The 24,279-nt window shown below is 53.2% G+C and carries 12 protein-coding genes; 5 read left to right on the forward strand and 7 right to left on the reverse strand.

Annotation, left to right across the window (positions count from 1 at the left end; all coding sequences use genetic code 11):
• Positions 1-176 precede the first annotated feature (176 nt).
• Genes ACYVH9_RS15640 through ACYVH9_RS15650 form a run of 3 tightly spaced genes read left to right on the forward strand, consistent with a single transcriptional unit; the run spans position 177 to position 7,042 of the window.
• Entirely contained in the window at positions 177-3,452 is a 3,276-nt protein-coding gene (locus tag ACYVH9_RS15640) for a TonB-dependent receptor (protein WP_460637300.1), read from the forward strand.
• Positions 3,453-3,486: 34 nt separating this feature from the next.
• Positions 3,487-5,151: a RagB/SusD family nutrient uptake outer membrane protein gene (locus tag ACYVH9_RS15645; RefSeq protein WP_460637301.1), complete on the forward strand. Its 1,665-nt coding sequence runs from the start codon at positions 3,487-3,489 to the stop codon at positions 5,149-5,151.
• 25 nt (positions 5,152-5,176) lie between these two features.
• Complete coding sequence (locus ACYVH9_RS15650) at positions 5,177-7,042, forward strand: glycoside hydrolase family 97 protein (protein ID WP_460637302.1); 1,866 nt, start codon at positions 5,177-5,179, stop codon at positions 7,040-7,042.
• Between the two features lie 64 nt (positions 7,043-7,106).
• On the opposite strand, the gene ACYVH9_RS15655 is transcribed toward ACYVH9_RS15650, so the two are convergent.
• The 4 genes from ACYVH9_RS15655 to ACYVH9_RS15670 form a co-directional block, all read right to left on the reverse strand.
• The gene (locus tag ACYVH9_RS15655) at positions 7,107-9,512 is read right to left on the reverse strand and encodes an ABC transporter permease (protein WP_460637303.1); all 2,406 of its coding nucleotides are present in this window, start codon (positions 9,510-9,512) and stop codon (positions 7,107-7,109) included.
• Positions 9,513-9,716: 204 nt separating this feature from the next.
• Positions 9,717-12,137, reverse strand: coding sequence for an ABC transporter permease (locus ACYVH9_RS15660; RefSeq protein ID WP_460637304.1), 2,421 nt, complete (start codon positions 12,135-12,137; stop codon positions 9,717-9,719).
• Positions 12,138-12,199: 62 nt separating this feature from the next.
• Positions 12,200-13,111, reverse strand: a complete 912-nt coding sequence (locus ACYVH9_RS15665; protein WP_460637305.1) for a winged helix-turn-helix domain-containing protein — start codon at positions 13,109-13,111, stop codon at positions 12,200-12,202.
• 102 nt (positions 13,112-13,213) lie between these two features.
• Positions 13,214-13,699 (reverse strand): hypothetical protein, encoded by a 486-nt coding sequence (locus ACYVH9_RS15670; protein ID WP_460637306.1) that lies wholly within the window; start codon positions 13,697-13,699, stop codon positions 13,214-13,216.
• A gap of 406 nt (positions 13,700-14,105) precedes the next feature.
• Here ACYVH9_RS15670 and ACYVH9_RS15675 point away from each other — a divergent pair, with 406 nt between their 5' ends.
• Together ACYVH9_RS15675 and ACYVH9_RS15680 are read left to right on the forward strand one after the other, a co-directional pair.
• Positions 14,106-17,228 carry a SusC/RagA family TonB-linked outer membrane protein gene (locus tag ACYVH9_RS15675; protein WP_460637307.1) on the forward strand — a complete coding sequence of 1,041 codons (3,123 nt, stop codon included), beginning with the start codon at positions 14,106-14,108 and terminating at the stop codon, positions 17,226-17,228.
• Between the two features lie 51 nt (positions 17,229-17,279).
• Complete coding sequence (locus ACYVH9_RS15680) at positions 17,280-18,857, forward strand: SusD/RagB family nutrient-binding outer membrane lipoprotein (protein ID WP_460637308.1); 1,578 nt, start codon at positions 17,280-17,282, stop codon at positions 18,855-18,857.
• A gap of 121 nt (positions 18,858-18,978) precedes the next feature.
• On the opposite strand, the gene ACYVH9_RS15685 is transcribed toward ACYVH9_RS15680, so the two are convergent.
• The 3 genes from ACYVH9_RS15685 to ACYVH9_RS15695 all read right to left on the reverse strand — a co-directional run bounded on the left by ACYVH9_RS15685 (position 18,979) and on the right by ACYVH9_RS15695 (position 24,245).
• Entirely contained in the window at positions 18,979-19,275 is a 297-nt protein-coding gene (locus ACYVH9_RS15685) for a hypothetical protein (protein WP_460637309.1), read from the reverse strand.
• A gap of 98 nt (positions 19,276-19,373) precedes the next feature.
• Positions 19,374-21,797, reverse strand: coding sequence for an FtsX-like permease family protein (locus tag ACYVH9_RS15690; RefSeq protein ID WP_460637310.1), 2,424 nt, complete (start codon positions 21,795-21,797; stop codon positions 19,374-19,376).
• A 27-nt stretch (positions 21,798-21,824) separates the two neighbouring features.
• On the reverse strand, positions 21,825-24,245 hold the full coding sequence (locus ACYVH9_RS15695) for an ABC transporter permease (protein ID WP_460637311.1): 2,421 nt from the start codon (positions 24,243-24,245) through the stop codon (positions 21,825-21,827).
• Positions 24,246-24,279: the final 34 nt, after the last annotated feature.

Genomic DNA, 24,279 nt, shown 5'->3' on the forward strand with positions numbered 1-24,279 from the left:
AAGCAAGTCGGTGATGGGCCTAGCATCACCGACTCCATGCAAGCCTCCTCACCGGAGTAAGACGCCGTTGCCGGACGTCGAGAGGCTATTTTTTGCCCATTTCCCCTAGAAACGAACCAAAAACAAGCCAAGTTATGAAAAATCCAGACCGGATTTCACTCTTTCTGATTAAGCTTATGAAACTTTCACTGTTGCAGGTCCTGCTGATGGCTGGCCTGGCGAGCTTTTCCTTCGCCCGGGATAGTAAGGCGCAGGAACTACTCCATAAGAAAGTGACCATACGAATTGTCGATCAGGACGTTAAATCGACCCTGAAACACCTGAGCCGAACGGCCCAGGTTCGCTTTCTTTATAGCTCCCTGCTCATTCAGGCCGACCGCAAAGTAACCCTCAACGCCGTTGACGAACGCCTGGAAAGCGTACTGAACCGCCTTTTACTACCCTTGAAAATCAATTATAAAGTTGAAGGTCGCCAGATTATTCTGGTAACGGCTCCGTCCGAAAACTCCAAACCGTTGCTACCCGACCAATCGGCCTTACCAGCCCCCGTTGATCAGACCGTCGCCGGACAGGTTACGGATGATAAAGGGGAACCGCTGCCGGGCGTTAACGTGGTTGAAAAAGGAACCAGCCGGGGGACAACCACTGACAATAACGGTGCTTACCGGTTTCAGATTTCGAACGGCAATGTGGTGCTGGTGTTTAGCTCCATCGGCTTCACGACGCAGGAAGTAACCGTCGGCAACCGCCAGACGCTTAATGTCCGTCTGGAAGCGGATACCAAAACACTGGGCGAGATCGTCGTGGTGGGGTACGGCACGCAGGCCCGGCGCAATGTGACGGGCTCGGTGACCAAAGTGGATCTGAAAGTCACTGAAAACCTGCCAAATACCAACGTAGCCCAGTCGCTGCGGGGTCGAGTAGCCGGTGTACAGTTTATCGATAATGGCCGACCCGGTCAGGGAGGTACCATCCTGGTGCGGGGCCGACGCTCCATCAATGCCAGCAACGACCCGCTGATCGTGCTCGACGGTATTTTTTTCAACGGCAGTCTGGCCGAAATCAACCCAAACGACATTGAGTCAATGGAAATCCTGAAAGACGCCAGTGCCGCAGCCATTTACGGTTCTCGGGCGGCCAACGGGGTGATTCTGATTACGTCCAAGCGGGGAAAAAGCGAAAAACCGACCATTCGGGTGAACAGTTATTACGGCGTATCGGGCTGGAGCAACCGCATCAAACTCCTGACGCCTGAACGGTATTTGGAGAAAACACTCGACTATCGTCGGCAAAACGGACAGGAGGCCGATCCAACCCAGGTGGCAACGTACCTCCAGAATACGGAAGCCGAAAATTACCGCAACGGCAGAACCATCAACCCCTGGGACGAAATTTCACAGAAAGCCGGTATCCAATCTTACGATGTGAGTATTTCAGGACAGTCGGGCCGAACGAACTACCTGGTTTCGGGCGCTTTCGTGGATGAGCGCGGACTCATGCTCAACGACATTGCCAAGCGGATTACGCTCCGGAGTAACCTCGAAAACCGCGTCACCGATTGGCTGACCGTGGGCGTAAACGCTACCTACGCGCGCCGGGACCTGTCGGGGGCCGATGTGGCCATCAACTGGGGGTCGATGCTGAGTCCGTATGCCAAAATGTATTACGACGATGCCCAGACCGACCCGGTTCGGTTTCCGCAGGATGCCCAACTCGTTCCGAACCCCATTTTCAATACGCTCCGCCGGCAGAACGAGGAGGTCTACCACAACCTGTTTTCCAACTTTTACGCCACCATTAACTTTCCGTTCCTGAAAGGCCTGAGTTACCGGATCAACTATTCGCCCAACTACCGCTGGCAACACAACTATACGTTTGAACCAGCTTATCAACGCAACGGCGACAATATTCTGGCCAACGTTACCAAGTTCAACCGGGAGGATTTCGATTGGGTCCTGGAAAACATCGTGACCTACAGCCGACAGTTCGGGCAGGATCACTCGCTAGATGCTACGCTGCTGTACGGTCGTAACCATTTCGGCTGGGAATCAACCACGGCCACCGCTTCCAACCTGTTCAACGGAGCCAACGGCTGGAACAACCTCGGCATTGCCCAAACCCAGCAAACGCAGTCCAATGCCTCCGCCATCGAAGGGATTTCGTCGATGCTGCGGCTCAACTACCACTTCAAAAACCGGTATTTGCTCACACTGACCGCCCGCCGGGATGGTAGTTCGGTTTTTGGCGCCAACAACAAATACGCCACCTTCCCGTCGGCGGCCCTGGCCTGGATCGCGTCGGACGAAGCCTTCATGAAGTCACTCACGTTCATCGACTTGCTGAAAGTGCGCCTTTCCCACGGTTCGGTCGGTAATCAGGCCATTTCGCCCTTCCAGTCGCTGAGTCGGTCGGGAACAAACCAATACGTGTTCGGCGACGGCAGCGCCACGTACACCGGCACCTTTCCGTCGGGCATGGCCAACACCTCGTTGAAGTGGGAAACCACTACCTCGACCAATGCTGCGGTGGATTTCGAAGTGCTGAAAGGCCGCATCGGCGGTACGCTGGAGTATTACAACATGAATACCAAAAACCTGCTCCTGCTCCGGTCACTGCCGTCGGCAACGGGTTTTGCATCGGTTATCACCAACCTCGGCGCCACCAACAACCGGGGTTTCGAATTGACCCTCAACGCACTGGCGATGCAGCGGGGCGCGTTTGAGTGGAACGCCAACGTGGTTTTCTCGACCAACCGCAACCGGATCGTTCATATTTACAACCGGGATTTGAACAAGGATGGCCGCGAAGACGATGACCTCGGAAACCGCTGGTTCATTGGTCAACCCGTACAGGTGGCTTTTGACTACGTTATTGACGGTGTCTACCAGGATGGCGAACAACTGCCTACTGGCTACAAACCCGGTTTTTACCGCCTGAAAGACATCAACAACGACGGCAAAATCACCACCGACGACCGCACCATCATCGGGCAGCTCGAACCCAAATACCGCTGGGGATTTACCAACAGTTTCCGCTACGGCAATTTCAGCCTGACGGTTTTTCTGAACTCGATGCAGGGCTGGATCAAGAATTATAACCAGATGATTCCCAGCAACAACTATCCGGGCAGTGCCGCCAACTTCCCGGACAACGGCTGGTGGACGCCCGAAAACCGATCCAATACAATGGCGTCGCTGGTGTATACCAATCCGTACGGACACAGCTACTACGTTAGCCGCAATTTCGTGCGGGTGCAGGACGTGGCGCTGGCCTACGAATTTCCAAAAAACCTGCTAAACCGCTGGAAGATGGGATCGATCCGGGCTTACATCAGCGGCAAAAACCTGCTGACATTTACCAATTACCCCGGTTTTGACCCCGAAATCGGTTCGGAGGCTTCCGGCTATCCCATGCCCCGCTCGTTTACCGGCGGTTTAAATCTCAGTTTCTAATCGTGACCCCTCTATCTTGAACATAACGACAGCTATGAAAGCCATTTTCTTCTTTTTTCAACGCCGGTGGTCGGTACTGGGCAGTCTGATTTTTTTGCTGTGGAGCAGCAGTTGCAAAGAAAGCGTGCTGGACGAAAAACCGCTGGCTTTTCTGAACCCCGATGTGGTGCTGGTCGATAAAACCGGTTTTGAGACGGCCATCGTCGGTATTCACATTGCCGCCCGGGAGGAGTTGTTCGGTACTGACACGGAAAACCTACATGCCATGAACATCGGTACCGACGCCTACATGGGAGGTGGCGTTTCGCCCCTCCTCCGGGATTATAACGTCTCTCTGACCCCCACGCTGGCACCGGTCGATTACTGGTGGGAGTGGGCTTATTTAAAAATGCTTCCCCGCGCCAACAGCGTCATTGAATACGCCGAAAAACCGACGGCCAAATGGACCAGTGAAGCCGAAAAGAACACCATTGTTGCCGAAGCGCGCTTTTTCCGGGGCTATACCTACAACATCCTGGCAAATCTGTACGGCGGAGTTCCGCTGGTATCGAAAGTCGAAACTGGCCCCAAAACCGATTATACGCGGGCTAGTCGCCAGCAAGTCCTCGACTTCGCCCGGGAAGACCTGGAATTTGCCTCTCAATGGTTACCCAAAACCGCTCCGGCACCGGGCCGGATTGTCAAAGCAGCCGCCGACCATGTGCTGACGGAAGTGTACCTGGGGCTTGGCCACAACGATAAAGCCATTGAGGCTTCTTCCGCCGTGATTAACGACGGTTTGCACAAACTGATGACGGCCCGTTTCGGCAGCAAGCTGGCCCAGCCGGGCGATGTGTTTTCGGACCTTTTCCGGGATAAAAACCAGAACCTGGCAGCCAACACCGAAACCATCTGGGCCATTCAGTTTGAGTACCAGACGCCCGGCGGGGTAGCTTATTCAAACGCGACCAACCCGACGGCTTTCGGGGGCAACAGCAGCATGCGGGCCTGGGGGTCGGCCTATCACAACATCAAAGATCCGGAAGGCAAAGTCGGGATGCTGGTTTGCGACAGCCTGGGCCGTCCCGTTGGCTGGGTAATGGGCACCCCCTACGCCAGCTACGACATCTGGAAGGAAGACTGGAACGACATGCGGAATTCGTCTTACAACATCCGCCGGGCTTTTTATTACAACAACCCGGCTTCCAGCTTTTTCCAGAAGCGCGTCGATCCGGTGGCCGCCAAAATTGATACGCTTAATTCGGGTTGGTATTATCCTTACACCCGCAAGCTGGAAGGCGATCCGCTAGCGGGTAATACCGCAGGCCGGACGTTCGTCGAATTCTATAAAATCCGGCTGGCCGAAACCTATCTGCTCCGCGCCGAAGCGTACCTTCGCAAGGGCGATAGTCAGAAAGCCGCCGATGATCTGAACGTACTGCGCAGCCGGGCCAATGCCAAACCCGTAACCGCCAGCCGCGTGACGCTCGATTACATCCTGGACGAGCGGGTTCGTGAACTGATCATGGAAGAACCCCGCCGACGCACCCTGATCCGGTTCGGTTTTCTGGCCAACAAAAATTTGCTGGTGGAACGGGTGAAAAAATATAATCCTAAAACAGGCAATAACATCGTGGATAAACACGAACTTTTCCCGATTCCGCAAAAATTCATTGACGCCAACCTGGATGTTCAGATTGAACAGAATCCCGGGTATTAATTTCCGTATTGACCCTTAACCCAGTATGAAGCATCCAACACTCCGTTCGTACGTATTTCTATTGTGTTCAGTTCTTTTCAGCACCGGTTTGATCGCCCAGACGCCCGATTCGTTACAGGTTCGTTCGCCCAATGGCCGGTTGCGGTTTGCCTTTTCCATTCGGGCGGAGGGCATACCGACGTACGAGATTCAAAACCAGAATCAGCCCGTCATTCTGCCGTCTGCGCTGGGATTGAGCCCTAATCCGAACGGCCGAAATACCCGTTGGGATCAGAACCTGCGCGTCGTTTCCGTGAGCCGAAGTCGCCGGGATACCACCTGGAAACCGGTTTGGGGGGAACGCGCCAGCATTCCCGACCGGTACAACGAACTGGCCATCACGTTGCAGCATACCGACGGAGACCGGGGCCAGTTGCAGGTCATCGCCCGGGCCTACGACGAAGGCGTGGCGTTCCGGTATTTTTTCCCGGAAAACATACGGACGCAGGTGATGGATCTGGGTCAGGAGCAGACGCATTTTACCCTGCCCGCCGGTACCAAAGCTTATTTTACCAGCCACGCACAGGGAAGCTATGAAGAACGGACTCCCGAAAACTGGACGCAGGGTGCCGAACTGCCCGTAACGCTCCGGCTGAGCAACGGTTCCTGGGCGTCTATCGCGCAGGCCGAGCAAACCAATTACCCCCGCATCCGGCTGCACACGGCCAGTCCGGGGCAACTGGTTAGTCGATTGTTTGGGGAGGTAACCGAAACCTCGCCCTATGCCCTGCCCTGGCGAGTGGTGCTGGTCGGCGAACGACCGGGGGATTTGCTGGAGCGCAATTACCTGATTCAGAACCTCAATCCACCCACTGCCCTGAAAGACGTAAGCTGGATTCAGCCGGGGAAAGTGATGCGGGAAGTGACGCTTTCCACCAGCGGAGTCAAAAAGCTGGTCGATTTTGCCGTTGAACAGAACATCGACTACATCCACTTCGACGCCGGTTGGTACGGCCACGAGTACGAAGTAAGCTCGGATGCCACTACCGTTACGGTCGATCCGCGCCGGAATCCGAAAGGCGATCTGGATTTGCCGGAAGCCATCCGGTACGCGCGTTCCAAAGGCAAAAAAGTGATTCTGTACGTCAACCACCGGGCGCTCGAACGGCAGCTCGACACCCTGTTTCCGCTCTACAAAAGCTGGGGCGTCAGCGGAGTAAAGTTCGGGTTTGTGCATACCGGTTCGCATCGTTGGACGGTCTGGGTTCATGAAGCCGTTCGCAAGGCCGCTCAGCACCAACTGGTGGTGGATATTCACGACGAATACAGCCCGACCGGTTTTAGCCGGACATACCCGAACCTGCTCACGCAGGAAGGCATCCGGGGCAACGAAGAGTTTCCCAACGCAACCCTGAACACGGTTTTGCCGTTCACCCGCTTCCTGGCCGGGGCTGCCGACTACACCTTCTGCTTCAACGAACCCCGCCTGAAAAACACCAAATGCCATCAACTGGCGCTGACGGTTATTTACTTCAGTCCGCTGCAATACCTCTACTGGTACGGCAAACCCGAACACTATCCAGATCGGGAAGAAATCTCTTTCTGGAAAAACCTGCCGACGGTTTGGGATGATACGAAAGTGGTGGAAGGCACACCCGGCCAGTGGGTTTCGGTGGCCCGGCGAAAAGGGAATGACTGGTATCTGGGCACGATCACCAATACGGAAGCCCGGAAAATCTCCGTTCCGCTAACGTTTCTGGAATCCGGTAAAACGTACACGGCCGAATGCCACGAAGACGACGGTATGGGCAAGGTTCGCAAAACCGTCCGTAAGGTAACGGCGAAGGATCGGCTAACGGTTCATCTGCAAGCTTCCGGCGGCCAGGCGGTTTTTTTGAAAGTGATGCAGTAAGAGTTAACCAATAAGGAGTTGGCTGACGCAAGCTAAAAAAGAGTGCGTCAGCCAACTCATCACTCTATTCTGAGCGTAGCGATTTCACGGGGTTCATCAAGGCGGCTTTGATCGACTGAAACGAAACCGTCAGGAAAGCAATCAGCAGGGCAATAACGGCTGTACCGATAAAAACCCACGGACTGATGTTCGTCCGGTAAACAAACCCTTCCAGCCATTGAGTCATGCCCCACCACGACACCGGCGACGCCACGACCAGGGCAATAACGACCAGCCGCAGCAAGTCTTTGGAAAGCAACGCAACCAGCCCCGGCGTCGTGGCACCCAGCACCTTCCGAACTCCGATCTCTTTCGTTCGTTGTTCGGCCATAAACATCGATAAACCGAACAGCCCCAGGCAGGAAATCAGGATGGCGACCCCGGCAAAAATACCAAACAGCGTCTGCTGCGTTTGCTCGGTGGTATACAGTCGCCCAAACCGTTGATCCAGGAATTCGTACGTGAAAGGGTGCTCCGGAAAACGCCGTTTCCAGACGGATTCGATATGAGCCAGACCTTTTTGCAAACCAGCCCCGCCCGCTATGTGCACGGAGAGCCAGTTGTATTCTGGTTCCAGAAAAATAACGATGGGCGGAATGGACTGCTTAAGGGATTCAAAATGAAAATCTTTAGTAACACCGATAATGTGTCCGCGCCGTGGCCCGTAGCCAAACGCCTTGCCAATGGCCTGATCCGGATTCTTCCAGCCCAGCATGCGGGCCGCAGTTTCATTCACAACAAAGGCGGCAGTATCGTCCGTGGCATACGAGCGGGAAAAGTTACGCCCGGCGGCCATTTTCATTCCGTAGGTCGTAATAAAGTCATGATCAACCGCCAGAGATTTCAGAATTACCTTGGAAGGAGCCATGCTATCGCCCTTGGCAACATACGCATCCCAGGAGTCCAGCAAGCGCCCCGACGGCACCCGCGACGACTGCCCCACGGCCAGCACCGCGCTGTTGCGCTTCAATTCCTGCTTGATGGCTTCGTAATCGGCCGTCGAATCGCCGATTGTGCGCAGTAAAACAATCTGGTCCTTCTGGTATCCCAATTTGTAATTGCGGATATAATCCATCTGGTTGTAGACCACCACAGTGCTGATAATCAACGCAACGGCAATGGCAAACTGCGTAACCACCAGCACAGACCGAAGTTTGCCCGTCCGCATCGCCGACGCAATTTTACCTTTCAGCACACTGACAGGCTGAAACGAAGTCAGGAAGAAAGCCGGATAACTGCCCGATACCAAACCGGTCAGCAGCGTAACCCCCACTACAATACTCAGAAAAATCGGATTAGCCAGCTGAGAAACCGTCAGCTGTTTCTGCGTAAAATCATTCAAATACGGCAAACACGCCACCACCAGCACCAGCGCCAGCCCTAATGAAAAAACCACCAGCAAAAGCGATTCGCTCAGAAACTGGCCGACCAATTGTCCCCGAAATGCACCGACTACCTTCCGCATCCCAACTTCCTTGGCCCGCAGCGCCGACCGTGCCGTGGCCAGGTTCATGTAGTTGATGCAGGCAATCAGCAGAATAAACAACCCAATGGCCGAAAACAGGTATACATAGCGAATATCGCCCTCGGCATCCAGCGTATCATCCGTATCCGAACGCAGGTGAACATCCGTCAATTTTTGCAGATTCAGGACCGAATAGGTCGAGGCTTTGGGTTCGATCCGACGGTTTTGAAACGCCGGAAACGCCTTCACCAATTTATCCGGATTGGCCCCTTTCGCCAGCAATACATACGTCAGAAACGAATTATTGGCCCAATTGGTCCGTAAGCCTTCCGCTCCGTAAACGCGGTCGTCGCTGAGGGTTTTAAACGAGGCCAGAAAATCTGGATGAATATGCGACTGCGCCGGCAACGGTTCAAAAACGCCCGTCACCATAAAATCAAACTGGTTGTTTAGTCGAATACTCTTGCCCATCGGCGATTCTTTGCCGAAGTATTTCTCGGCCATTGGCTGCGACAGCAGGATCGAGAAAGGGTTGACCAGGGCCTGATCCGGATTGCCAACGACTACCCGAAAATCCAGTACCTTAAAAAGGTTTTCTTCGGCAAAAAGGACGTGTTTTTCGTTGTAAACGTGTTCGCCGTGCCTCACCAGGGTACTATAATTGAGCGTCCTGACCACCTGCTCAGCTTCCGGAAAATCCTGCTTGATCAGCGGTCCAAAAGGTGGAGCCACCGTGCCCAGTTTCAGCTCAACGGTGCCGTCGTTGGCATTTAGAAACGTCCGCATCACCCGGTACGTCCGATCGGAGTGGGTGTGAAAACGGTCGAAACTCACTTCATCACGTACGTAAAGAGCAATCAATAGGAAACACGCCAGCCCGATGGCCACACCGACAATGTTGATAAAGCCGAATGTTTTGTGTTTCAGCAGGTTCCGAAAAGCGATTTTTAAGTAATTGCGTAGCATAAGGTTCGTCGTTCACTGTCCAGTCGAGGTACGGTTTCGATGGCTCAAACAACATACCAACCTACATAACCCACTAAAATACAACCATTTAAATAAAAAGATTATCACTTATTTGTCCGCAAACGGACGGTTTTTCGTTCACTACCGGACAACAGAGCGTGAAGAAGTAAGCGTTAAAAGTGAAGAATTACAACGCTTACTTCTTCACTCCGACCGCAGAGAGGCAACCGGATTGGTAAAAGCCACTTTTGCCGATTGAATTGAAACCGTTAGCAGGGTTATTCCAACCGCGACCAAACCGGCCAGAACAAAGAGCCACCATGAAAGATCAACGCGGTACGCAAAACCCTGCAGCCAGCGGTCCATCGCCCACCCCGCCGTTGGGCCGCCCACCGCAATGGCCAGCAACACGGGTTTCAGAAAGTCTTTCGATAGCAGAGCAATAACGTTAAAAACGGTGGCGCCCAATACCTTCCGAACGCCGATCTCGCGGGTTCGTTGCTGAGCAGCCAGTCTGGCCAGGCCAAAGACGCCAAGACTGCAAATCAGGATGGCCAGCGCCGTAGCGTACCCGATAATCTGTTGCCATTTCTGCTCCTGCTCATATCCTTTGGCGTTCAGCTCGTCCAGAAAACCGTAATCCATTTCAACCGCCGGATAGGCTTTCTGATAAGCTTTCGCTAAGACAGCAACAGCCTCTTCCTGCCGGGTTTTGTCAATTTTCACCCAAATACCCGCCGACTGTTCTTCGTTCATAAACAACACCATCGGTTGTATCCGCTCCCGCAACGATCGGAAGTGGAAATCATTCACCACCCCAACAATGAGCAGCGGTTGCTGGCCAAAGTTCTCGTGCAGGCGGATCATTTTACCAACGGGTTTCTCCAGACCGGCGGCTTTCACAAACGTTTCGTTGACCAGTACGGATTCGGTTTTATCCGTCGGAAACGCAGCCGACAGATTCCGCCCGGCTTTCAGCGTGATGCCGAACACCGGCAGATAATGGTCGTCAATATAGCGGTACCAACTCTCGATTTTCCGATCTCCCACGCGCGTTTCGTACGTTCCGGCCAACTCATTACCAAACGAAAGATGCCGGATCGACGGCTCATTTGCCAGCTCGTTTCGCAGAAAGGCCTGGTCAGCTTTCAGATTTTGACTGGAAGCCATGTAGGAACCGATCACCGGGTATGGATCATAGCCCAAGTTTTTGGTCCGAACGTAGCTCATCTGATCATAAAAAACCGTGGTAGCGATCACCAGGAAAACCGATAGCGCGAACTGAATCATCACCAGCATTTTCCCAAACCAGCCTGGCCCGGCCAGATGCGGTTTTCGGTAGAGCACTTCCGTGGGTTTAAAGCGGGCCACCACAAACGCTGGGTATAGACCCGCCAGGAGGGTATTAATAATCAATAACAGCAGCAAATACAGCAGCAACTCACCATCCAGCATTTCGCCAAACACGATGGATTTCGTGGCTAGTCGGTTGAAAACCGGTAACGCCAGTCGCGACAGCAACATCGCCAGGCCAAAAGCCCCCAGGCACAGGGTAGCCGATTCGCCCAGAAACTGCGCCACAATCATCCACGGGCTACTGCCGGAAACTTTCCGAATTCCGATTTCCTTCGTCCGTTTCAACGAGCTGGCCAGACTGATGTTGATAAAATTAATGGACGCCATCAGCAAAATGAAGGCCGAAATTCCCAGAAAGAGATACGAAAAAACCGGATTGCTACCGTTGGTCACTCCGCCCTCCCGATTGCCTTCGCTCCGGTACAGCGGGTTCAGGTGCAGATCGGTGATGGGTTGCAGGCCGTAGCGGACGGAGGGATCAAATCCGTAGTTTTTCCGGTTGTCGGCCACCTGCTGCCGGGCGTGTATAGCGTAGACTTCGCCCATCTTCCGAACAACGGTTTCTGGATCAGCGCGGGGTTGCAATACCACAAACGTACTCAGGTACGCATTCAACCAGGCGGTATCGTCGAACGACGCCTGCATAAACCGGAACGGAAACAGCAAATCAAACTGAAGCGAGGAGTTTTTGGGCGGGTCCTGCACCACACCCGTGATAATCGACGCCCCCAGCCGCCGACCGGAAGGCCCGTCTTCGAGCAACGTTTTGCCAACCACATCGAGGCTGTTGAACAGTTTCCTCGCCGTCCGTTCGGTAATTACGACCGTTCCTGCGCCTTGCAAAGCGGTTTTGGGATTGCCACTCACCAACTGAAACGAAAACACGTTGAAAAAGGTGGAGTCCACAAAAAAGGGGTGCAGGATAAACGATTTGTTATTGGCCACAAACACGCCCTGAATGTCACCGCCCATGACCCGCGTATACGTCTGAATCTCGGGAATCTGGGCTTTAAAAGCGGGGCCCTGCACCTGCCCCGTGCCGCCACTGGTAGTAGCTTTTCCACCCTTAGTTTCGGTGATCGTTGTGGTAATCCGGTAGAGATCGGGACTGTTGGCGTGAAACCGGTCAAAACTTCGCTCGTCTTTGATGTAAAGGATCGCCAGCACCATACAGGCAATACCAACGGCCAGACCAGTGACGTTGATCACCGAATACAACCGGTTTTTCCACCATTGACGGAAAGCAATACGCAGGTAATTACGAAACATAGGCGTAGCGGGACAGGCTGACCTCAACCTGCTTTGAAGGATTTAGTATTGATTGAGTGATTTTACACTGATTCGGGAGAGCGGATTTCCAGCCGGTAACCGACCCCGTGCACTGCCACAATACGCACCGTTGGATCATTTTGGAGGAATTTGCGAAGCCGGGACACGAAAACGTCCACACTCCGGCCAACAATGACGCCCTCATCCTGCCAAACCATTTTGAGAATCACATCCCGTTCCAGAACCTGATTGGGATGATTGGCAAAAAAACGCAGCAGTTTGGCTTCCCGATAGGTCAGGTTGTGGGTTTGCAGGCCTACCGTCAGCGTTTGATGAGTCACGTTCAGGTTCGAATTGCCCATCATCACAGTTTCGTCCTCGTTTGGTTCGGTATCCGGCAAACTTATCCCGTTCTGAGCCTGATCAGGGCGACGCCAGGTTACCCAAACCAGCGCCGTCAGCACGCTACCGGCCGCCAGCAGCCACCATACCGCAGTGGTTGGCGTGGACCGCTCGGGCGCTGAAAACCGTACTTGCAGATCGAAGCACCCTTTCGCCTGTTCGCGACCGCGGCACGGTACCTCCTCATTTTTGGTCACATCCAAAACCGTATAGCCTAGTTGGATCGACCCATCGGTGCAGTTCAGAACTGCCACTTCGTACGGTTTTTCGATGCCGTACAGAAGTAGCGAATGGTGTAGCAGGCTGGGCAATTGGCTGTAATCGAACGCATGATTCAGGCGAATCCGGAAGGTAGTGGCATCCGGCTGCTGAACCGGTGCAATGCGAGACGTAGAATCCCCCGCCGTCTTCAGCAAATGGTGGGCCGTCCGGCGAAGCGCCAGATTTACATTATCCAAAAACCGCTGGTTTACGTCCTGCGCCGGTGCGGGAGCTGATCGATTAAATTGAATAAACAACAGAGCCGTCAGCAAAACGGCAGCGAGCGCGATCAGTCGGCTGATTCTTCCCATTATCGTTCCTGGTGTACCCATAGGCAGTAAGTTACACCCGTTTTTCCATTCTCCTTCAACATCCGGAGAATCGATTCCGGCCGGAATCGATCCAAAATTCGATCAACAGCCCTCGTCTTTACCGCTAGTAAGCGAGAGAAACCAGAAAAGTTTCAAACGAATGACACGCCGGGCCAGGGCATCTTCGCTCCGGAGCGGCTCAATCACCAGCTCATCACCCACCGCAGCCAACGCCATTACAGGCCCCAGATCAACTGTAACCCCTTGCCAATCGCAATGCTCTTTGGACGGGCGAATCACGTTTCCGCTCCGTTTCAGATAAACCTGGAACGGTATTTTGACGGATCTGGGCGAAGAAGGGTCACCTTTTACAACCGCCAGTTTTCCGCGGCTGTTGATGGAAAAAAACGCATGATCCAGCGCGATGCCGTTTAGCAAGATCGGATTCCTAAAAAACGTCTGTTCTTTTTCGCCAACCGTTATCCTTCGGCTTTCTGGAGTGTGGGTTCGTTGGGGTGTTTTTTCCCAGACAACGGCGGAAAAATTAGTATAGAACAATACGGCGAAAATACTTAATTTTGCTAACATAGTGGTTATCAGTTAAGATAAATGATAAGCCAAATGTATCCGCCCAATTCGTCCACGCCATGAATCATCGGTAAAAGATTGTAAACGAATTGTAAAGTTTTGCATTATTCTCTAAAAAACAACTTTTCTTCTCCGTTACCTACCTTTTCATAATACAACGTATTTTCAGACATCACTTGCCTGTGCTTCAAATTGTTCTATTTAGAACCATTCTTTAAAAAATTAAAAAAAGGATTATTTACACTAATATTTTTCAGAATAACCGAACTAAATACTAATTTCAGCCCGAAATGGGAAATTATATATATCAATATAACTCCCCTCAAGTACTAGTACCCTATCTGTATCCCCCCCCACTTAACGACTAACTTAACCAACAATTACCATTTCTAACTCAATTATTCTCATGCAAGAACCAGTACTCTTTTCAACCCGGAAAATGCCGAATGCCCACTGGCTGCGTCGTTGTACGCTGCTGGCGCTGGCAGCTACCAGCACGGCATTTCTAGCTCCTCATGTGCCGGCTTACGCAAAACCGGGAACGGGTGAAGTAACGGCTCCGCTCGCGAAAGACATTACGGGAACGGTTAAAGATGCAAACGGAGCCGGAGTACCCGGTGTGAACGTAGTAATTAAAGGAACCACGCGCGGCACCACCACCAACAGCGCGGGCCAGTACTCGCTCACGGTCGACAACAGTGCTACGGTATTGATTTTTTCCTTCATTGGCTCCATCACACAGGAAGTAGTAGTGGGTGATCGGTCGGTCATTGATGTTGTGCTTCAGGAAGATTCGAAGCAATTGAACGAGGTGGTTGTAACAGCCCTCGGTATCGAACGGAACGCCAAAACACTGACCTACGCCACCCAGCAGATCGACGGTAAAAAGCTGGTAGACGTGCGGGATGCCAACTTTGTCAACACGCTTTCCGGTAAAGTAGCCGGGATGGTGGTAACGCAGGGTTCGTCGGGCCCGGGGTCGGCTACGCGGGTGGTTCTGCGCGGAAACCGGTCCATTACGGGTAACAACAACGCCCTATTCGTTATTGACGGGGTGCCGGTAGATAATACGGTTCGGGGCCAGGTAACGGGTGACTTCGGGGGTATCAACGGAAGTGACGGGGCCAACAACATCAACCCGGACGACATTGAATCGATGAACGTTCTGAAAGGACCCGCAGCTTCGGCGCTGTACGGTTCGCGGGCGGCCAACGGGGTTATCATGATCACCACGAAAAAAGGGAAAGCCGGTAAAGTAGCGGTGGATGTGAACTCCGGCGTACAGATGGAAACGCCGTTCATGTTGCCCAGCCTGCAAAATACGTACGGACAGGGTGCCGGGGGCAAATCCAGCGAAAATGCCGCTGGTAGCTGGGGCGCACCCGCCACGACATACCCGAACAACATTCGGGACTTTTTCCGGGATGCGGTTTCGACCAACAACTCGGTAGGAGTAGCCGCCGGAACGGACAAAATCCAGTCGTACACGTCGTATACGCACAACTACAACCAGGGGATTTTGCCTAACAACGACCTGGTTCGCCATACGCTGAACCTGCGCCTGAACTCGCAGATCTCGAAGCGGTTCTCTACCGATGCCAAAATCACGTACATCAACCAGAAAATCGCCAACAAACCGCGGTCGGGTGAGGAAAGCTCCGCCACGATGAACCTGTACAAAGTACCGCGCAGCGTGGATCTGATCGGAAAGTACAGCACGTTTGAAGACGCGAACGGCAAACCGACTTACTGGACCAGCTCCGGGATTTACATGAATCCCTACTGGACCATCAACCGGACGTTCCAAAGCGAACAACGGAACCGGGTGACGGCTCTTGGATCAGCTAAATACAACTTTACCGACTGGCTGAATATTCAGGGCCGGATCAGCTACGACTGGTACACCGACCGGAACAGCCAGGCGTATTCCAACAACACGCTGCTATTCGCCGGAGCTGGTGGCTCGTACCAGGAGTTTACACTCGACCAACTGGAGCGCAATATGGATGTGATTGTCTCCGGGAACAACAAAGTGAGCAACGATTTTGGCATTACGTACAACGTTGGAGCGGGTCAGACCTACAACCGGTTCTCGCAGGTAGGTGCCAGCACCAACGGTTTGTCGGTCGCCAACCGGTTCGACCTTTCGTTCGCGTCGGCGCTGACCCAGATCACGGGCTTTAGCCAGAAAGAATTGCAGTACGTCTTCGGAACCGCTTCGGTTTCGTTCCGCGATTACCTGACGGTTGATGCGTCGGTTCGGAACGACTGGTCGTCTACGCTGCCGAAACCTTATTCTTACATTTACTCGGCCTTCGGTGCCAACTTTATTCTGTCGGATGCCGTAACACTGCCGACCTGGATGAGCTTTGCCAAAATTCGGGCATCCTGGGCGCAGGTGGGGAACGATGCAGCTCCTTACAGCTTGTTGCAAACTTACTCTTTCGCACAAGGTGGAACGGGCGGTTTTATTTCGCGCAGTACCCAGCGTCCGGCTGAAAACCTGAAACCCGAGATTTCATCATCTACTGAATTTGGTGCGGATCTGCGCTTCTTTGGAGGTCGGTTAGGACTTGATTTCACGTATTACAACAGCAACACGGTTAACCAGCTGCTGTCTTTGGGCCTGGCACCGGCATCGGGTTTTGCCAGCCAGTTTATCAACGCCGGGAAGATCAACAACAAAGGTTTTGAGTTGACGCTGACGGCCTCTCCGCTGAAAGGAAGCGGTTTAAGCTGGGATGCTTCGTTCAACCTGGCGCGTAACGTCAACACGATTGTTGAACTACACCCGAGCGTAAAACGGGCAACACTAGGTGGTAACACCCGGACGACGACCGCCGTTGTTGTAGAAGGCGGCTCTTATGGTGATCTGGAAGCCTACAGCTGGGCGAAAGATGAACAGGGACGTCGGCTGGTCAATGCCAACGGTTTACCAGTTGTAAGCGCATTCGGTATCATCGGAAACTTCAACCCGAAATTCACGATGGGCTTCAACAACACCTTCTCGTACAAAAACTTTGTGCTGAGCTTCCTGGTTGACGGCCGCGTGGGTGGTACGATGGTATCCGGAACGGATGGTAACCTGGCGTATGACGGAACCGCCGACTACACCCTCGAACACCGCGAAGGTGGCTGGGTATTGCCGGGTGTAACAGCAACCGGTGAAACCAACACCAAAGCCATCAACGCCGAGCAATTCTGGCAAACGGTTTCGCAGGGTCGGTATACCTGGGGTGATTTCTTCGCGTATTCAACCACCAACATCCGGTTGAGAGAATTGTCGTTTGGGTACAATATCCCCTTCCCGCAAAACTTCTTTATTAAAAATGCCCGTCTGTCGCTCACGGCCCGTAACCTGTTCTTCCTGTACCGTGGCAATGCCAACATGGACATTCCTGGTCTGAAAACTCGCAAACTGCCGTTTGACCCGGATGTCAACCTGAGCGCAGCCAACTACCAGGGTTCTGAATACGGCGCCCTGCCTTCTACCCGTACCGTAGGTCTTAACTTGAAATTAGGATTCTAAAAAATGCCGACAAGGCGTATTCTGGAATCCAAAAACGTGATTAAAAGAACCATGAAATTACCCGTAAATAAATTCATTAAATTATCGGCGGTTGGGCTACTGGTCGGTTCCGCTGGAATCTGGAGCGGTTGTACGAGCGATTTTGAAGAAATCAACACCAGCAAAACCGCTATTACCACGCTAACCCCAACCGAACTACCGTATTTGTTCGCCCGGGCTCAACAGCAGGCTTCCTACGCGGCTGGTACATACCAGACCGCCCAGAACCTGTACGCTGACTTGTTTGCGCAGTACTTCGCGACGACGACACCCAACTTCCAGTCGGATCGTTACTTTATGCACCCGACCTGGATCAACTCCCACTGGAACCCGATCTATACGCAGGTGGTGCCGCAGTTGAAGACCCTGTTCGAACAAACCGACAAGGCTTCGTCTCAGTATGCGTTGGCCAATATCTGGTGGGTATTTTCCTTCCACCGCCTGACGGATTACTACGGCCCGGTTCCCTATTTCGACGCGGGTATTCCGGCCAACAGTGTCAAGTACGATGCGCAGGACAAAATTTACGATGACTTTTTCAAGCGGCTGGCCGAAGCTACTAGCGTTCTGAAAGGAAAAACCGCCGAAAAACCGTACGGTACTTATGACATCATCTACGCTGGCGATGTCAACAAGTGGATCAAATTTGCCAACACGCTGCGGCTGCGGCTGGCGCTGCGGATTTCGAAAGTAGACCCGGCCCGGGCCAAAACCGAAGCCGAAGCTGCCATTGCCGGTGGTCTGCTGACGGCCGTTTCCGACAATGCTTACATGGTTAAAAACCTGGCCGGTGGCGATAACAACGGTTTGGCAACGATTTCGGGCTGGGGTGAGTTCCGGATGAGTGCCGCCATGGAATCGGTTCTGAAAGGCTTCGACGATCCGCGGATTGGTGTTTATTTCCAACCGGCCTTCACCACCAAAACGTACGAAGGACTGCGGAATGGACTCGGCCCCACGGAATTGACCGATCCATTGAACACCAACGACAACAACTCCAACATTGGTACGCTCTGGATCCGCAATACAGGAGCCGGTTCGGCCTGGGATCGCCAGTTGGCAGTTCGTCAGGATATTATGCACACGGCTGAGGCTTATTTCCTCCTGTCCGAAGCCGCTCTGAATGGCTGGAACACGGGCGGTGTGACGGCGCAGCAGGCGTATGAAAGTGGTATCAAAGCTTCCATGGAAGGTTGGGGCATTACCGGTGCAGCAGTCGATACGTACATCGCCAGCACCAAAACGCCTGTTGCTCCGCAGGATCAGCAGAAATCGCCCGCGTTGACCAATATTACGGTGAAATGGGGTGCTACGGCAGCGGTTCAACGGGAACAAATCGGTACGCAGAAATGGCTGGCCCTCTACCCCGACGGTATTGAAGCCTGGGCGGAAGTTCGCCGGAGCCGTTTCCCGAAGCTGTACCCGGTTGTCAACTCGGTGAACACGGATGTACCGACGACTTCGTATCCCCGCCGAATTCCATTCCTGCTGCTGGAACAACAGTCGAATACCGAAGCCACCAAAGCTGCGGTCACTTTGCTGGGTGGTCCGGACAAGGCTTCAACACCGTTGTGGTGGGATAAGAATTAAGAGACGAGAGTTGTTGTAAAAAGGGTTGTTACACAGAGTTAATCAGAGGCCATCAGGGTGATCAGAGTTTTCTCGGATTACCCCTGATAATCTCTGATTAACTCTGTGTAACAACCCTTGTTTATGATTCTTCCACCAGCAATTTCCGCTGCTTCGCCAGGTCCTCCCGCTTCACAAAGGTGATGGGCACAAATTGCTCGGTAGGCGAGCCAATGTAATAGAGCGTCCAGTCCTGATCATAACCCGCCAGCATCTGCCGGATGCAGTCCACGCGGTCGATGGTCGGAATGTTGCAGTCTTCCCAATAAAACAGCTCGACGCGGTAGTGCAACTCCTGCCGCTTGCCGTTGATGGTAACTTCAATCTCGATGTCCTGTTTGCCAGGCATCGTCGGAATGGGAATAGCAATATGTGCCATAGTTATAGGAGATTTAAGAAGATTGGTAGAAATTAAGAAGGGAGGTACGGAAGAAGGAACGAAGGCACTTTATTCCCCTGTTCTTCTCCCTTCCTTGATTATTCATTTTTCAAACTCTTTACCGGATTCATCAAAGCCGCCCGGATGCTTTGGAAGCTAACCGTCACAAACGCAATCAGAATGGCCATCGCAGCACCGGCAACAAAAATCCACCAGTCGATGTCAATCTTGTATGCAAAGTCCTGCAACCATTTGTCCGTAAAATAATACGCAACCGGCGAAGCAATCAGGATGGCAACCAGCACGAGTTTCAGGAAATCCCGGGTCAATAAGCCGACGATGCTGAGCACCGTTGCACCCAATACTTTCCGCACGCCGACCTCTTTAACCCGCTGATAGGCAATCAGGGTAGAAAGCCCGAACAGCCCCAGGCAGCTGATAATCACTGCCACCGCCGTGGCCAGGTTAATGATCCGGGCGGTATTGCGTTCGCTGGCGTACATTTCTTCCAGCGTGCTGTCATAAAACTTGTACTCAAACGGTTCGGTTGGGTAGAACGTCTTCCAGACGGGCTCCATCTGCCGGATTGCGGCCTGCCACTGCTCGGGATTCGACGATTGAAGTTTGATGTTGAACGTCCTGAGGCTTTGCTTTTCGTTGGTCAGAATGAGCGGCTCGATCTTCTTGTAAAACGTACCCGTGTGGAAATCCCGCACCACGCCCACCACCGGAATCGCTTTGCCTTCAAGTTTTTGAATAAATTTCCCAATCGCTTCCTGCGGTGACCGAAACCCGAATGCGTGCAGGGCGGCTTCGTTGAGGATGTATTCCCGAACGGTATCGGCTGCCGCCAGGTTTCGACCCGCCAGCAGCGGTATTTTATAAAGCGAAAGCAGCGTTGTATCGATGGTTTTGAAGAAAACCGATCGCTCCATAATCTGACCCTGGTTGTTTTTATACTGAAAATTATCGCTGCTAAACGAGGTATTCATCGGCGACTCCCCCAAGGCAACGCTGGCGATACCAGGTTGTTTGGCCAGTTCCTGCTGCATCGTAAACTGCCGGTCTTTGTACGCCGGATTATTCCACAGTTTCCAGGGTACCTGAACCAGCAAAACCGCTTCCCGGTCAAACCCCAGATCCTTGTTAAGCAAATAATGCAATTGCTGCCCTACCAGCAGCGTTCCGACAATGAACAACTGCGCGACCACAAACTGAAACACAATCAGGCTTTTGCGCAGGGTCAGACGGTTTTTCCCGACAGATACCGCACCACGCATAATGCTCACGGCCTGCACGCGGGTGATCAGCCAGCCTGGATACCATCCTGACAAAACCGTTACGCTCAGCATCAGTCCCAACAGAAAAACCGCCATTTTCCAATAATTTCCGTATTGCGCCATCTCTTCCGGAATCAACTCCCGAAACTCGGCCATCACCCAGATTGACAGCAGATACGACACCAGAATGGCCAAAACCGTAATGACCAGCGTTTCGCCCAGAAACTGCCGGATCAGGTGCCAGCGCGAACTACCCAGCGTCTTCCGAATGCCGATTTCCTTGGTCCGCTGCGGGACCTGCGCTGTGGTGAGGTTGATGTAATTGATGCAGGCCAGTAGCAGCAGAAAAGCCGCAATGCCCATCAAACCGTACAGCACGTTTGGGTTGGCCTTCCGCATGTTCTCGCCGTATTCCGTCGAAAAGTGAACCTCCGACAAAGGCATCATGATGTGCCACCGCTGGAAGTGGTATTTCTTCATATTTTCAGCACCGTGCCGGTACGAAATCGCGTTGATTTGCTTCAGCACCGTCTGCGGAACCACCTGCGCGGCCAATTGGAGATACAGACGATTGTTGGAGCTTACCCCGCCCCACTGCTCGTTGATATCACCTTTGGTTTCGAGCAGGAAGATTTCCTGAGCGTTGAAACTACTCGGAAAATCCAGGTCGGCCACCACCCCGGAAACTCGTACGGCCACGGTATCGTCGTACACAATCGTCCGACCCAGCACCTTCGCAGCCTCCACGCCCGGAAAATACCGTTCGGCCCGGCTTTGGGTCAGCACCACCTGGTTCGGCGCATCGAGGGCTGTGGCCGCGCTCCCCGCCAGCCACCGGTACGGCACCAGGTCAAAATACTGGCGATTGGTCACGATCTGGTTTTTCGGTTCTGAAAACTGGTCGGCACCGACTGCGGCTCCCGGTATCCGCACCGACTGTTTCCAGTGATCCCAAACCGGCACCGCCTGCTCTACCCCCGGAACCTGCTGCCGAACCGCTTCGAACAACGGTTTTGGCACCCCGGCATTGCCGCTCTCGACACCGTCGTATTTAAAGCGGCTCACCACCCTGTAAACCCGTTCGCGGTTGGGGTGTTGCTGATCAAAGCTGAACTCATAGCTCACGATCCGATAAATGACCCAGCAGCCGCTGATGCCAATCGACAGACCAAGTACATTCAAAACCGTAAACAAACGGTTCCGCCAGAGGTGGCGCAGGGTGGTTTTCAGGCAGTTATTCATCATTCATAATTCATCATTCTTAACTCTTCACTCCGAACGCAGTGAGCGAACCGGATTCATCAAGGCGGCTTTGATGCTTTGCAGTGAAACCGTTATCAATGCAATGGCAAGAGCCAGCATACCAGCGATGATAATGATCCCGACCCCGATGGACGTACGGTAGGCAAAACCACTCAGCCAATCGTTCATCAGATACCAGGCAATCGGTACGGCAACGACAATGGAAAATACCACCAGCCGGATAAAATCTTTCGTCAGCAAAAAGACAATGGCCGAAACATCGGCACCCAGCACCTTCCGAATCCCGATTTCGCGCGTCCGGCGGGCCACCGTGAACGAAATCAGCCCAAGTAGTCCCAGCGACGCAATGAAAATAGCCAGACCGGCAAACAGCCCGAAAACCGTTCCGAATTGCTCATCGGATTGGTATTGCTGGTTAAAAAATTCATCCAGAAAGAAATATTCAAACGGATTGCCCGGAAACGCCTGCAAAAACTTGCGCTCCACGGCGGCAATGGTGCGGGGCAAATCAGTCGTCCGGATTTTCAGCGAGTAATAACTCAGGTTGCGCAACCGATCCGGGCGACGGTAGACCGACAGAAAAACCATCGGATCTTTGGCCCGTCGCAGGCCCTGCTGGTGGAAGTCTTTGACCACGCCTACCACCCGTAGCGGGTTATCGCCCGATAGGATGTCTTTGTTCAGGGCATCTTCCGCCGACTTGAAACCGAAGGTACTCACGGCGGTTTCGTTCAGAATAACCGCCATCGAGTCGGTACCGAAACGAGGGCTAAAATTCCGACCAGCAGCTAGTTTAACTTTGTAGCTATCCAGAAAGTCGTTGTCAATGGAAGTGATAAACATCGTACTGACCTTTTCATCGCGCTGGTCTTTCCGCCGAAGACTGCTCGTCCAGATAATTTCAATGCCCGGCACATACGCCGAACCCGTAACACTTTCGGCCAGATTCTGCTTCACCAGCTGCTGTTTGAACGTTTCCGAGCGCGTCGAAAACGTCGCATCGGTGACGCGGGGCGCCTGCAAAACCAGCGTCTGCTCCCGGTCAAATCCTAGGTCCTGCTGCTGCATGAAACGCAGTTGCTTGTAAACCGTCAAAGTCCCGATAATGAGTGCAACCGAAGCCGCAAACTGCACCACAATCAATCCCTGCCGTAATCCCACGCCTTTTGTTGTTTGGGTGAACCGTCCCTTCAACACCGCAATGGGCTGGTAGTCGGACAGGACAAACGCGGGGTAGAGACTCGACAAAACCGTACCTGTAAACAACGCGATCAGGCCGGTTTTCCACAGATCCGTGTGAACGATTTGCACAAACTCCAACGGTTTGCCGGTCAGTTCGTTAAACAACGGCAACAGCGACCACACCAGGCTTATGGCCACACCGAATGCCAGCAGGTTCAGCAACAGCGATTCAAAAATAAACTGCCCAATCAAACCGGCCCGCAGCGCGCCCACCACTTTCCGGATGCCCACTTCCTTCGCCCGGTCGAGCGCCCGCGAGGTGGCGAGGTTGATGTAATTGATCCAGGCAATGACCAGAATGGCAAACGCCACCCACACCAGGAACTCCACGGTTCGGCCGTCGCCATTCACCTCTGCTTCCTGGTTGAGGTGCGACTCCAGGTGAATGTCGCGGACCGGTTGCAGCAACAGCACGTTCATTTTGCCCGATTTTCGGTACCAGTCGCCGTTGTACTTCATCATCATGGCGGGTAGTTTAGCTTCCAGCCCTTTCGGGTCAGCCGGTTCGCCGTTGCGACCGGGGCGCAGTTTGACGTAAGAGAAGAAATCGTACCATCCCCAGCTGGTTTGCGCGTCCGGATCTGTCAGGTACGAGAACAGAAGATCAATTTCGAGGTGGGAGTTTTTGGGATGATCCCTGAATACGCCCGTCACCACGTACGAATCCTTATCCAGTTTGATGGTCTGATTCAACGGGTCAGCCGCGCCGAAATACTTCCGGGCCGTCGATTCCGACAACACTACCTTCCTGGTTCCGACCAGCGCCGTTTTCGGATCACCCTTGAGCAGCCCCATGTTAAAAAACGACAGGGCGTTGGAATCGGCATAGAAGAAATTCGTTTCCCGAAAATGCTTGTCGCCAAAGCTCACCACGCCGTTGTTGGCATCGTACAGCCGGGTAAAATCCTCCACCTCAGGGTAGTCTTTCTTCATCGTCGGCGCGATGGCCGGAAAGGAAGTGGCCGACCGCCAGGCCAGCTTTCCGTCCTGATAAGCATCGAGCTGAATGCGGAACGTCCGGGCAGCGTCGGGCAGAAAGTTGTCGTAACTTTTCTCGAACGTCACGTACAATCCGATGATCATGCAAGCCGCCATCCCGACGGACAGCCCCAACAGATTAATGAGTGAGAAAAACCGTTGATTACGGAAGTTTCGCCAGGCGATTTTGAGGTAGCTTCGGAACATAATTTTATAGTTATGAGTGGGCTAACGCACGCTT

The organism is Larkinella harenae (genome assembly GCF_054780515.1).

Bases quoted from the DNA above. Each gene is read 5' to 3' on its own strand.
- ACYVH9_RS15685 (WP_460637309.1), bottom strand. From the start codon at position 19,275: ATGGCACATATTGCTATTCCCATTCCGACGATGCCTGGCAAACAGGAC.
- ACYVH9_RS15690 (WP_460637310.1), bottom strand. From the start codon at position 21,797: ATGAATAACTGCCTGAAAACCACCCTGCGCCACCTCTGGCGGAACCGT.
- ACYVH9_RS15660 (WP_460637304.1), bottom strand. From the start codon at position 12,137: ATGTTTCGTAATTACCTGCGTATTGCTTTCCGTCAATGGTGGAAAAAC.
- ACYVH9_RS15695 (WP_460637311.1), bottom strand. From the start codon at position 24,245: ATGTTCCGAAGCTACCTCAAAATCGCCTGGCGAAACTTCCGTAATCAA.
- ACYVH9_RS15680 (WP_460637308.1), top strand. From the start codon at position 17,280: ATGAAATTACCCGTAAATAAATTCATTAAATTATCGGCGGTTGGGCTA.
- ACYVH9_RS15675 (WP_460637307.1), top strand. From the start codon at position 14,106: ATGCAAGAACCAGTACTCTTTTCAACCCGGAAAATGCCGAATGCCCAC.
- ACYVH9_RS15670 (WP_460637306.1), bottom strand. From the start codon at position 13,699: ATGTTAGCAAAATTAAGTATTTTCGCCGTATTGTTCTATACTAATTTT.
- ACYVH9_RS15655 (WP_460637303.1), bottom strand. From the start codon at position 9,512: ATGCTACGCAATTACTTAAAAATCGCTTTTCGGAACCTGCTGAAACAC.
- ACYVH9_RS15650 (WP_460637302.1), top strand. From the start codon at position 5,177: ATGAAGCATCCAACACTCCGTTCGTACGTATTTCTATTGTGTTCAGTT.
- ACYVH9_RS15645 (WP_460637301.1), top strand. From the start codon at position 3,487: ATGAAAGCCATTTTCTTCTTTTTTCAACGCCGGTGGTCGGTACTGGGC.
- ACYVH9_RS15640 (WP_460637300.1), top strand. From the start codon at position 177: ATGAAACTTTCACTGTTGCAGGTCCTGCTGATGGCTGGCCTGGCGAGC.
- ACYVH9_RS15665 (WP_460637305.1), bottom strand. From the start codon at position 13,111: ATGGGAAGAATCAGCCGACTGATCGCGCTCGCTGCCGTTTTGCTGACG.